General features: G+C 60.9%; 10 protein-coding genes. 3 read left to right on the top strand and 7 right to left on the bottom strand.

The genetic code is table 11. The features are described from left to right. Position 1: 1 nt before the first annotated feature. The 6 genes from B9Z41_RS14105 to B9Z41_RS14080 all read right to left on the bottom strand — a co-directional run bounded on the left by B9Z41_RS14105 (position 2) and on the right by B9Z41_RS14080 (position 6,989). Complete coding sequence (locus B9Z41_RS14105) at positions 2 to 343, bottom strand: rhodanese-like domain-containing protein (protein WP_100147714.1); 342 nt, start codon at positions 341 to 343, stop codon at positions 2 to 4. A 9-nt stretch (positions 344 to 352) separates the two neighbouring features. Then, entirely contained in the window at positions 353 to 1,006 is a 654-nt protein-coding gene (locus B9Z41_RS14100) for a protein-L-isoaspartate O-methyltransferase (RefSeq protein WP_100147713.1), read from the bottom strand. Positions 1,007 to 1,056: 50 nt separating this feature from the next. Further along, positions 1,057 to 4,248, bottom strand: coding sequence for an efflux RND transporter permease subunit (locus B9Z41_RS14095; protein WP_100147712.1), 3,192 nt, complete (start codon positions 4,246 to 4,248; stop codon positions 1,057 to 1,059). 7 nt (positions 4,249 to 4,255) lie between these two features. Next, positions 4,256 to 5,443: an efflux RND transporter periplasmic adaptor subunit gene (locus B9Z41_RS14090; protein WP_100147711.1), complete on the bottom strand. Its 1,188-nt coding sequence runs from the start codon at positions 5,441 to 5,443 to the stop codon at positions 4,256 to 4,258. Beyond that, positions 5,440 to 6,084: a TetR/AcrR family transcriptional regulator gene (locus B9Z41_RS14085; protein WP_233202699.1), complete on the bottom strand. Its 645-nt coding sequence runs from the start codon at positions 6,082 to 6,084 to the stop codon at positions 5,440 to 5,442. The genes B9Z41_RS14090 and B9Z41_RS14085 overlap by 4 nt, the downstream gene beginning before the upstream one ends. A 119-nt stretch (positions 6,085 to 6,203) precedes the next feature. Continuing rightward, positions 6,204 to 6,989 (bottom strand): YdcF family protein, encoded by a 786-nt coding sequence (locus B9Z41_RS14080; RefSeq protein ID WP_100147709.1) that lies wholly within the window; start codon positions 6,987 to 6,989, stop codon positions 6,204 to 6,206. A gap of 26 nt (positions 6,990 to 7,015) precedes the next feature. Here B9Z41_RS14080 and msrA point away from each other — a divergent pair, with 26 nt between their 5' ends. The 3 genes from msrA (at position 7,016) to B9Z41_RS14065 (ending at position 10,126) form a co-directional block, all read left to right on the top strand. Beyond that, the gene (gene msrA, locus B9Z41_RS14075) at positions 7,016 to 7,582 is read left to right on the top strand and encodes a peptide-methionine (S)-S-oxide reductase MsrA (RefSeq protein ID WP_100147708.1); all 567 of its coding nucleotides are present in this window, start codon (positions 7,016 to 7,018) and stop codon (positions 7,580 to 7,582) included. Continuing rightward, complete coding sequence (locus tag B9Z41_RS14070) at positions 7,575 to 7,976, top strand: hypothetical protein (protein ID WP_100147707.1); 402 nt, start codon at positions 7,575 to 7,577, stop codon at positions 7,974 to 7,976. The genes msrA and B9Z41_RS14070 overlap by 8 nt, the downstream gene beginning before the upstream one ends. 68 nt (positions 7,977 to 8,044) lie before the next feature. After that, positions 8,045 to 10,126, top strand: a complete 2,082-nt coding sequence (locus tag B9Z41_RS14065) for a TonB-dependent receptor (RefSeq protein ID WP_100147706.1) — start codon at positions 8,045 to 8,047, stop codon at positions 10,124 to 10,126. On the opposite strand, the gene pdxH is transcribed toward B9Z41_RS14065, so the two are convergent. Then, a complete protein-coding gene (gene pdxH / locus B9Z41_RS14060; protein WP_100147705.1) occupies positions 10,123 to 10,785 on the bottom strand; it encodes a pyridoxamine 5'-phosphate oxidase in 663 nt (220 codons plus the stop codon). The genes B9Z41_RS14065 and pdxH overlap by 4 nt on opposite strands. Positions 10,786 to 10,856 lie beyond the last annotated feature (71 nt).

Below are 10,856 nucleotides of genomic sequence, written 5' to 3'. Positions count from 1 at the left end.
ATCAATATGTCGGCACAGAGGGGTCGACTTGCGACGACCAAGCGTGAATGCCACCGGTGATGTTGGCCACGGTGTCAAAGCCTTGTTGCGCTAAAAATGCCGCCACCTGCATGCTGCGCGCGCCGTGGTGGCACAAGCAGGCGATGGGGCGGTCGCGTGGCAAGTCTTGCAGGCGTACAGGGACGGTGCTCATTGGGATAGTGAGCAACTCGAACCCTTGTGGCGCCACGCTGGCGGTTTGTACTTCCCAGGGCTCGCGCACGTCTAAGACCACCGCAGGACCTTGAGCGGCTTGTGCCGTGATCCATGCGCTGAGTTGCGCGGGTTGGATGTGGTCAATCATGCGTAGTGCTTAAAAGTGAAAGCGGGTGGGTTCGGCAAAACCTTGCAAGCGTGGGGCCGTGGTGTCCCACAGGGCTTTGCTTTGCCAGCTGGTGTCTGCCGTGCGGGTGAACAGGGTGGCGCACATCACGGGGTCGGTGCCGACGATGGCGATCAAGCGGCCACCGATGGTGAGTTGCTGCAACAAAGCTTGTGGCACTTCCGCCACCGAGCCGCCCAGGACGATGGCGTCAAACGGCGCGTCGGCACCAGCGCCGTGGCTACCGTCGGCCTCTCGCACCTCCACGTTGCTCACGCCAGCACGTTGCAAATTGGCACGCGCGGTAGCGGCCAGTTCGCTGTTGATTTCCAGGCTGATGACGCGTTGGGCACGACCTGCCAGCAAAGCGGTGAGGTAACCGCTGCCGGTGCCCACTTCCAGGACCTTTTCGTTGCCAGTGAGGTGCAGGTCATGCATCAAGCGGGCATCCACACGTGGTGGCACCATGGTTTGTCCGTGGCCTAGCGGAATTTCGGTGTCGGTGTAGGCCAGGGCTTGGTAGGCCTGGGGCACGAACAGTTCACGTTGAAGGTGTGACAGCACCTTCAGCGCCGCAGTGTCCAACACCTGCCAAGGGCGGATTTGTTGCTCCACCATGTTGAAGCGGGCTTGTTCTTGGTTCATTTCAATACTCCAAATACATCGATACAGCGGCCTGGGCCAATGTCCCAATTTTAACGGTCAGGGTTGCTGCCCACTGACGCCCAGCTGCGCTTCAACCATTGAGCCAGGTCGTCCATGTAGCAATACACCACAGGCACCACCACCAAAGTCAACAAGGACGAGGTGATGACCCCACCAATCACCGCCTGGCCCATCGGGGCACGCTGTTCGGCCCCTTCGGACAGTGCGAAGGCCAGAGGCACCATGCCAAAGATCATGGCCAGGGTGGTCATCAAAATAGGGCGCAAGCGTACTTCGGCGGCGCGCAGCAAGGCGTCATGGCGGCTGAGGCCTGGTTGGACAGAACCGTCCGGGAGCACCTGGTCTTCACGTGCCCGAATGGCAAAGTCGACCAGCAAAATCGCGTTCTTGGTCACCAAGCCCATGAGCATGACCATGCCAATGACCGAGAACATGGACAGGCTGGAGCCAAACATCAGCAAGGCCAGCACCACACCGATCAAGGTCAGCGGCAGGGCGGTCATGAGCGCCATGGGTTGCAAAAAGCTTTTGAATTGGCTGGCCAAGATCATGTAGATGAACACCACCGCCAGCACCAGCGCCGAGATGGCGTAGTCAAAAGACTCTTGCATGCTCTTGGTGGAGCCACTGAACTGAAAGCTGTAACCCGCAGGCAATGCAATGCCCTGCATGGCCCGGCGGATGTCGTTGGAGACTTCGCCTGAGGAGCGGTTGTAAGCGTTGGCGTTGATGGCAACTTCGCGCTTGAGGTCGCGGCGGTTGATTTGGTTGGGGCCTGTGCCCTCGTACACCTGTGCCACTTGGTTCAAGCGTGCCACGCGGGGGCTGCCATCGGCGGCGCTGCCCACGGTGAACGGCAGACGTTGCAAGTCTTGCGGTGTGACGCGGGCGGAAGGCGCCAGACGCACGTTGACGTCGTAGGTTTGGTCATCGTCAGCGCGCCAGTTGGTCACGGTTTGCCCCGCCACCAAAGTGCGCAATTGGCTGCCTATGCTGCCCAGGGTCAGCCCTAGGTCACTGGCCGCTTCGCGTTGCACATTGACTTCGATGGTGGGCTTGTCGGGTTTGAGACTGGAGTCCAAATCGACCAAGCCTGGAATGGGGCGCACGGCGTCCATCACCTGTTGGCTCAGGCGTTCGAGCTCGTGCAGGTCGGTGCCCAGCAAAGAAAACTCGATTTGCTTGTTGCCGCCCATGGTGTCGAGCAAGCCTGCATGGGTCACGGTGATGCCAGGCACTTGTTGCAAGCGACGGCGCAGCACAGCGGACATGTCGTCCACATTGCGCTGGCGCAAATGACGGTCTACCAAACGCACATACAAGCTGGCGTAAATTTTTCCGTTGGCCACCCCGGTGTTGAGGGTGGCCAAGGTGTAGCGCACTTCAGGAAACTCGCGAATGATGGCTTCGACTTGCTGCGCTTTGGCCTCGGTGGCCTCCAGCGACGATCCCACGGGCGTGTAAAAGTTCACATAGGTTTCGGAGTAGTCGGCCTTGGGCACAAACTCGGTACCCAGCAGCGGCACCATGAAGATGCTGACCACAAACGTCAAGACGGCCAAGCCAACCGTGGCTCGCCGATGACCCAGCGACCAACGCAAAATGCGTTGGTAGAACCCACCCAAGCGGTCGGTGCTGCGTTCGAACCAGGCGGTCACGCGACCCAAGGTTCGGTCGTAGAAGTTGGCGCTGCCATGTTGCCCGTGGGCATGGATGCTGGGGTCGTGCCAGATGGACGACAGCATGGGGTCGAGCGTGAAGCTCACGAACATCGAGATCAGCACCGCCGCCACGATGGTCAGACCGAACTGGTGGAAGAACTTGCCGACAATGCCGCCCATGAAGCCAATTGGCAAAAACACCGCCACGATGGACAAGGTGGTGGCCAGCACCGCCAAGCCAATTTCTTGGGTGCCGTCCATGGCGGCTTGGTAGGGCGTTTTGCCCATTTGCACATGGCGCACGATGTTCTCGCGCACCACGATGGCGTCGTCGATCAGCAAGCCCACGCACAGCGACAAGGCCATCAGGGTGATCATGTTGACGGTGAAGCCCAGCATGTACATGAACAGGAACGTGCCAATGATGGCAATCGGCAAGGTCAAGCCCGTGATGATGGTGGAGCGCCAGGAGTTCAAAAACAAGAACACGATCAACACCGTCAACAGCGCACCCTCAAGCAGGGTTTCGCGCACGTTGTTGACCGCCACGCGAATTGGCCGTGCGCTGTCTTGTACGGGTTCAAGCCGCACCCCTGGTGGGAGCAGGTTGCGCATCTCTTGGATGGTTTTGTTCAGGCCATCGATCACATCGATGGTGTTTTCGTCTTGGGCCTTTTGCACCGTCATCAGCAAGGTGCGTTGGCCGTTGTACAGCGCCAAGCTCTCCACTTCTTGCGCCCCATCTTTGACACGCGCCACCTGCGACAAACGAATGGGTGTGGTGCCGCGCCGCGCGACGATGATTTGGCCAAAGTCCTCAGGGCGCAGCATGCGTCCTTGCACCTGGATGACGCGGTCTTGTTGCAAGGACCGCAGCGAGCCCACGGGCAGGTCTTGGCTTTCGGTGCGCACGGCGTTCACCACCTGATCGGCGCTGACGCCCAGTGACTCCATGGCCTGCGGGTTGAGGTAGAGGTTGATCTCGCGCTTGGTGCCGCCCACCAAGTTCACTGCGCCCACGCCGCGCACATTCTCTAGGCGCTTCTTGAGCACTTGGTCGGCCCAGTTGGTCAGCTCCACAGCCGAGGTGGAGGCTTCGGCGTTGTTGCCGGATGCGGTCTTGGCGGGCAACACGGCCAGCGACCAGATAGCCCGGCTGGCCGGGTCAAAGCGTAAGACCTTGGGCTCTTTCACGTCGGTGCGCAGGGTGGGGCGAATGCTGGCTACTTTTTCACGCACATCGTCAGCCCCTTTGCGGCCATCGATGTGGAGTTGAAACTCCACCACCACCACGGACATGCCTTCGTAGCTGCGCGAGGTCAGCGTGCTGATGCCAGCGATCGAGTTGACGCCTTCCTCGATCTTCTTGCTGACTTCACTCTCCACAATTTCAGGCGAGGCACCGGGATATTCCGTGGTGATCACCACCACCGGAAAGTCGACGTTGGGAAATTGGTCGATTTGCAGCCGCTGGTACGAGAACAAGCCCAGCACCACAAAAGCGAGCATGACCATGGTCGCGAAGACCGGGTTTTTCAAACTGACTTGGGTGAACCACATGCCGTGCTTACTGTGTTGAGCGTGCGCTGCTGGCCGCTGTGGCTGACGTCGCCGCTTCGGAGGTGAACTTCACCGCCAACCCCTCGCGCAGTGTGCCCACATGACCTTTGAGCACGGTACTGCCTGTGGGCAGACCCTCCACGCCGACCCAGGTTTCGGTGCTGGCGCTGCGCGCGTCTGTGCCGTGTAGCCCCAAGTTGACCATTTGGTGTGCGACGCGCAGTTGTTGGTTCACCGTCTCCAGCACTTGCACGTAGGGACGCGCACGGTCGGTACGCACCGCTGACAAGGGGATGGCCAGCACTTGGCTTTGTTGCAGGCCCAACAGGCCTTTGGCAAACAAGCCGTGGCGCAAGCCTTGGGGCTGGTCAATGGAGAGGTAGGCCAACACGCTGCGGCTGCCCACTTGCGCGCTGGGGCTGATGCGTTTGACGATGGCTGTGACGGTGTCGTCACGGTCCTCGACTTGCAGCTTGGCCACTTGACCGATGTGCACATCGACCGAGTCGCTGGGGCTGAGCGGCACCTCGACTTCCAGTTGGCTGAGGTCCACCAGTTCCAGCACCTTGGCGTCAACGCTCACCCGCTCACCCGCCTGGGTTGCGCGCAAGACCACCACGCCTGCAAATGGCGCGTACAACACCGCGTCATCCAGCGCCTTGAGTGCCACATCGGCACCTGCGATGGCGGCTTGGTGGGTGGCTATCGCGCCTTGGTACGAGGCTAGGGAGTTGTCGAGCGCTGTTTTGGCAATGAAGCCTTGGTCGACCAAGGCTTGGTTGGTGTCCCACTGACGTTGCGCAATCTCCATTTGGGCTTTGGCGGCGCGGGCTTGTTCATTGGCTTGCAGCCAACGGCGTTGGTATTCGGTGGGGTCGATGCGCGCCAGCACTTGCCCGGCTTTGACCACATCCCCTTCGCGCACGCTGAACTCTTTGAGCTCGCCGGCCACGCGCGCTTTGATGACGGCGTAGTTCAAGGCCTTGACGGTGCCTGAGACGGCCAAGCTACGGGTGATAAGCCGTGGCTCAGCCACCCACACATCGCTTTGGGCCAACTCAATTTGGGTGATGGCCGGTGCCTGGGTTTGCGCCGCCGCTTGCTGTTGATGGCGTGCCGAGAGTGCGCGCCACACACCTGCGGCCAGCGCCAGCACAAGCAAAGTCATCACGATCCAGCGCGGTTTGATATTCATGGTGTGTGTGTCGGTGAGGTCATGCCGTGTAACAACACGTCGACTTGCAAATGGATAAAGGTTTCTGGATCGACGATGTCTACGCAGGTGGCGCAAGCACCCATGGAGTGCTTCCACATCATCAAGAAAATCATGGGGGCGATGACGGTGTAGACCGCTTGGTCCGGGTCGATGGGGCGAAATTCACCGCTCGCAACCCCGCGTTCCAAAATCTGACGAATCAGTGCATTGCCTGGGCGAATGACTTCTTGTTGGTAAAAGGCCGCGATGTCGGGGAAGTTGCTTGCTTCGCTCATCACCAATTTGGCGATGCCACTGGCCGGGGTGTTGCCAATCTTGTGCCACCACGCTTGCATGGCATAGCGCAGCATCTCGGCACTGGTGCCGGTGAAGGTTTTGAATTCTTCGTTCCAGGTGGGAAACAGGTGAGCGATGTTTTCGCGAATCACTGCCTTGAACAAATCTTCTTTGGTGGGAAAGTACAAAAACAAGGTGCCTTTGGACACCCCGGCGTGAGACGCGACTTCTTCCACCCGTGTTGCCGCAAATCCTTTTTCAACAAACAAGGTCAGTGCAGCATCCAACAGCTCGCCGGGACGCGCTTCTTTGCGCCGTTCCCGCTTGTGGACGGTCTCGGGCATGGTGGTAACGGAGGGGGCGGAAGAGGGCATATTACTAATGACTACTTGGTTAGTAATGTACCGCAAGTCAGACAAAAGTGTCCGTTACTTTACTTGCCTGTTATCCAGCGAGGAGCGCATCACGTCAATCGCAAACCCAGCCATTCACGCAAGATGGAGGTGCTGTCGCGCAGTGCGAAAGCATGGGGCAACCATTGCAGCAAGGGCTGCAAGTCGCTGTGGACATAGCCCATGGGGGCGGGCGTGACATCAAGCCCTGCGGCTTCAAACTGTCGCACGCTGCGTGGCATGTGCCAGGCGTGGGTGACCAGCGCAATGCGTTGGACGCCATCTTGTCGCAGCAGCGCAGCGGTGAGCTGTGCGTTTTCACGCGTGTCACGCGACAGGCTTTCTTGCCAGCGCAGCGCCGGGCCATGCAGGCGGGCCAGCACGTGAGCGGCCACCTGTGCCTCGGGTGTTTGATCGGCTGCACCTGCCCAGCCAATGCCACCGGTATAGCCCAGCGGCAAGTGGGTGGTTTGAGCCAAGTGCATGCCGTAGAGCAAACGTGCCATGCTCTCTGGGGGCAGGTTGGGGCCGTCGTACTCGGGCGCGTGTTGTTCCACGCCACCACCCAACACCACAATGGCTTGCACCTTGTGACGCAGCAACGCCTCGGGCGTGGCGGGCTTGACTTGTGGCAGCAGGTGCAAGGACAGCCACAAGGCGACCGCCGGGCAGCTCAGCAACCACAGACCTGCGCACGTCAGCAAGCCGCCCGCCACAGGCAGATGTACAGAGGATGGGCGTTTGTGCGCATGGCGTCGCCAAGCCCATAGCAGCATCAGCGCCATCAGCAACAGGCCGCTGGCCGTGGGCAAGATCAGGGTGGTGAGGAGGGGTTTGAGGGCGAGCAGGGTGTCCATGGCTGGGCATCATATGATGACGCCCCATGAACACCCCATCTGCGCCCCCTCAGTCTTCACCCGCCACCCAGGTCATCACCTTGGGAGGGGGATGCTTTTGGTGTACCGAGGCAGTGTTTGTCCGCGTCAAAGGGGTGTTGTCCGTGACCTCGGGCTACTGCAATGGCCACGTGGTGAAACCGAGCTACGAGCAAGTGTGCATGGGCAACACCGGCCACAACGAGGTGGTGCAAGTCAGTTATGACCCCAGCCAGATCAGCTTGCGTGAGTTGCTGGAAATTTTCTTTGTCATCCACGACCCCACCACCTTGAATCGCCAAGGCAACGACGTGGGCACCCAATACCGCAGCGGGATTTACTTTCATGACGAGGCGGACCGTGCGGTGTCGCAGCAGGTGGTGGATGAAGTCAACCAGCACCTGTCAGGGCGTGTGGTGACCGAGGTGCTGCCGCTGAGCAATTACTCGCAGGCCGAGGACTACCACCAGGACTACTTTGCCAACCACCCCAACCAAGGCTATTGCGCCTTTGTGGTGGCACCCAAGGTGCAAAAGTTTTTGCACACCTTCACCGACAAGGTGCGCGATGCTTGAACGTTGGCGCTTGCAGGCGGGTGTGCGTCAAGGCCTGTTGGTCTTGGCCTTGCTCGTGCTGTTGGCGCAATCGTTGGGGCTGGCACACCGCTTTGTGCATGCGAGCAATTCAGGGCTCGTCCACGCGCAGGCCATGGCCGAGGGCAGCCAAGCTGAAGCTGCCGTGTCCCCTGCGGCCACCCCAGCGCCTTGGGGCTGGGTGTTTGGTGAACACAAAACCACGGCCGATTGCCAGCTCTACGACCAACTGTGTCACGACGCACTAGGCTTTGCGTGGTCGTGTGTGTTGGCCTTCGCTGTGCCCACGGCATGGCTGCGCTGGCGACTGCGTGAGCGCTTTGGGTTGCATGCGCGTTTGTTCTCGGCCCGTGCGCCGCCCGCTGTTTTGAACTGACCTCCCGTCTTCGCGCGTGTGGCTGTGTGCCGCCGCGTGGTCATTTCTTTTCAGCGGAACACTTCTCCATGAATTTGTTTTTTCAACGCAGCGCTGTGGCAGTGGCCACATGGGCCAGCCTGGGTGCCGTGTGGGCGCAATCCCAATCTGGCGCAACGCCGTCAGCGTTCACCACCCCACTGCAAGAAGTCACCATCACCGCCCAGCCGCTCAGCAACGCGGGCTTGGCGGCCCCCGTGCAGCAACTCTCTGGCGCAGCTTTGGCGCAGCGCCAGGGCAGCACCCTGGGCGAAACGTTGGACAACTTGCCGGGCATTGCCAACAGCTCGTTTGGCCCCAACGTGGGCCGGCCTGTCATCCGTGGTTTGGACGGGGACCGACTGCTGATCTTGCAAAACGGCGGGGCCAACATGGACGTGTCAGGCTTGAGCTTTGACCATGCGGTGCCGATTGACCCCCTCACCACCGAGCGGATTGACGTGTTGCGCGGCCCTGCCACCTTGTTGTATGGCAGCAGTGCCGTAGGGGGGCTGGTCAATGTCATTGACAACCGCATTGCGCGTGAGCGCAGCTTCGATGCTACAGGCGGCACGCTGGGCAAGGCCGAGTTGCGTGCGGGTGGCGCAGCCCAAGAACGCAGCACCGGGGCCATGGTCGAGACCGGCAATGACCGCTGGGTGCTGCATGTGGATGCGTTTGACCGCAGCACCCGCAACCTGTCGGTGCCCAAGCTCATGGACTGCACCGTCAATGGTGTGACCACCACGCAGCGGCGGGTGTGCAACTCGGCCAGCAACGCACAAGGCGCTGGCGCTGGTGGCACTTTGCTGTTTGATCGCGGCTACTTGGGGCTGTCGGCCAGTGAATACCGCAGCACCTATGGCACGGTGGCTGAGTCGGATGTGACCATTGGCATGCTGCGTCGTCACCAGGTGATGGAGGGCGAGTGGCGTGATACGGCGGACCTGCTGCAAGCGCTCAAGTTTCAATGGGGCCACACCCGTTACAGCCACACCGAATACCCAGGTTCTGCAACCGGAACGCGTTTTGACAATGGCGGACATGAGTTGCGCCTGGAGGCCAAGCCGTATGCCCAACGCTGGGCCAACGGCATGCAGCTGCAAGGCGTGCTGGGCGTGCAGCGTGAAGCCAATGAACTGGCTGTGCAGGGCGACGAGGCCTTTGTGCCGCCGAGTCGCACCCTGAGCAACGCGGTGTTCACCCACCAGGTGCTGAGCACGGGTTGGGGCCAGCTCAGTGCAGGCGCACGCGCCGAGTCGGTGGCTGTGCGCAACCAAACCACCGGGGTGGACAAACGCTTCAGCCCGTTCAGTGTGGCGGTAGGCGGCATGCGCAACTTGCGCCAGGGTGAAGCGCAAAACGGTTGGCAACTCAGCAGCCACCTGAGTTGGAGCCAGCGCGCGCCCAAAGACTACGAGCTCTTTGCCAACGGCCCGCATACGGCAACCGGCACGTTTGAGGTAGGCAACGCCAACAGCGCCCTGGAGCGGGCGACGCAATGGGATGTTGGTGGCGAGTGGAAATACGGGCCGCACAAGGCCTCGGTGACGGGTTTTGTGTCGGACTTTGCCAATTACCTGTCTTTGCAAGCGACGGGCAGCAACGATGCCACACACAACTTGCCCATCTACGCCTTTGAAGGGGTGCGCGCGCGCTTGGTGGGGATGGAGTCCAGCGCCTCGCTGCGCATGGTGGGGGGCAGCCAAGCCTTATGGAGCGCCGATGCCAGCCGGGGCGCGATGGACTTGGCGCTGCGTGCTGACTTTGTGCGTGCCGATGACTTGACGCACAACCGCCCCCTGCCGCGCATCGCACCCATGCGGGTGGGTGCGGACTGGGTGTGGGCACATCAGGCTTGGGGCGCGCGCTTCGGGTTCACGCATGCCGGTGCTCAACACCGCGTGCCTGAGGCGGGCGACGTCACCACGGCGGGCTACACCTTGTGGAATGCGGGGGTGAACTACCAAACCCGTGTGGCGAACACACGTTGGTTGCTGTTTGCCAAGCTCGACAACCTGACCAACCAACTGGCGTATTCGTCCACCTCGGTGCTCACGCAGACCATGGGCAGCAACGCCCCGCCTTTGGCCGGGCGCAGTGTGAAGCTGGGCTTACAGGCCAGTTTTTAAGGGGCCAAACGCTCGCGCACCCAGCTGGCTGAGTTGCTGCTGGGTACGCTAGCGGCTGGGTTGAGCCGGTAGCGCAGGCGGTCATGCAAGCGGCTTTTGCGCCCCTGCCAAAACTCCCACTGGTCGGGCACCAAGCGGTAGCCCCCCCAGTGCGGCGGGCGGGGCGGTTGCAGCAAAAACTGAGCCCCGTATTTGGCGGCATTGGCCACCAATGTGCCGCGTCCGTCGATCACCTGGCTTTGTGGGCTGGCCCAGGCACCAAGGCGTGAGTCGAGTGGACGGCTGTGGAAGTAGGCGTCGCTTTCTTCGTCGCTGACTTTTTCCACTCGGCCCTCGATGCGCACCACGCGTTCCAACTCGACCCAATGGAATTGCAGGGCCGCAAAGGGGTTGCCCGCGAGTTGCTGGCCTTTGCGGCTTTGGTAGTTGGTGAACCACACAATGCCGCGCGCGTCGTAGCCTTTGATCAACACCACGCGTGTGCTGGGGCGCAAGTCCCCGCCCACGGTGGCCAAGGTCATGGCGTTGGGTTCGGGGATTTCCGATTGAATGGCCTCTTTGAGCCAAAGGTCAAACTGCTGCATCGGGTCGGCGGCAGAGGCCGATTCGTTGAGTTCGGCACGTTCATAGCTTTTGCGAAGGTCGGCGATTTGTTTCATAGGTGACAGCTCAAAGGTCTAGGTGAGGGCAAGGCCCACTGCGCATCCTACCCAAGCGGCTTATGCTCTGG

Source organism: Limnohabitans sp. JirII-31, assembly GCF_002778315.1.
Lineage (GTDB): Bacteria > Pseudomonadota > Gammaproteobacteria > Burkholderiales > Burkholderiaceae_C > Limnohabitans.
This window is presented reverse-complemented; position numbering and strand designations above follow the sequence as displayed.

Coding starts and splice junctions, on each gene's coding strand:
- B9Z41_RS14105 (WP_100147714.1), bottom strand. CDS start 343: ATGATTGACCACATCCAACCCGCGCAACTCAGCGCATGGATCACGGCA.
- B9Z41_RS14100 (WP_100147713.1), bottom strand. CDS start 1,006: ATGAACCAAGAACAAGCCCGCTTCAACATGGTGGAGCAACAAATCCGC.
- B9Z41_RS14095 (WP_100147712.1), bottom strand. CDS start 4,248: ATGTGGTTCACCCAAGTCAGTTTGAAAAACCCGGTCTTCGCGACCATG.
- B9Z41_RS14090 (WP_100147711.1), bottom strand. CDS start 5,443: ATGAATATCAAACCGCGCTGGATCGTGATGACTTTGCTTGTGCTGGCG.
- B9Z41_RS14085 (WP_233202699.1), bottom strand. CDS start 6,084: ATGCCCGAGACCGTCCACAAGCGGGAACGGCGCAAAGAAGCGCGTCCC.
- B9Z41_RS14080 (WP_100147709.1), bottom strand. CDS start 6,989: ATGGACACCCTGCTCGCCCTCAAACCCCTCCTCACCACCCTGATCTTG.
- msrA (WP_100147708.1), top strand. CDS start 7,016: ATGAACACCCCATCTGCGCCCCCTCAGTCTTCACCCGCCACCCAGGTC.
- B9Z41_RS14070 (WP_100147707.1), top strand. CDS start 7,575: ATGCTTGAACGTTGGCGCTTGCAGGCGGGTGTGCGTCAAGGCCTGTTG.
- B9Z41_RS14065 (WP_100147706.1), top strand. CDS start 8,045: ATGAATTTGTTTTTTCAACGCAGCGCTGTGGCAGTGGCCACATGGGCC.
- pdxH (WP_100147705.1), bottom strand. CDS start 10,785: ATGAAACAAATCGCCGACCTTCGCAAAAGCTATGAACGTGCCGAACTC.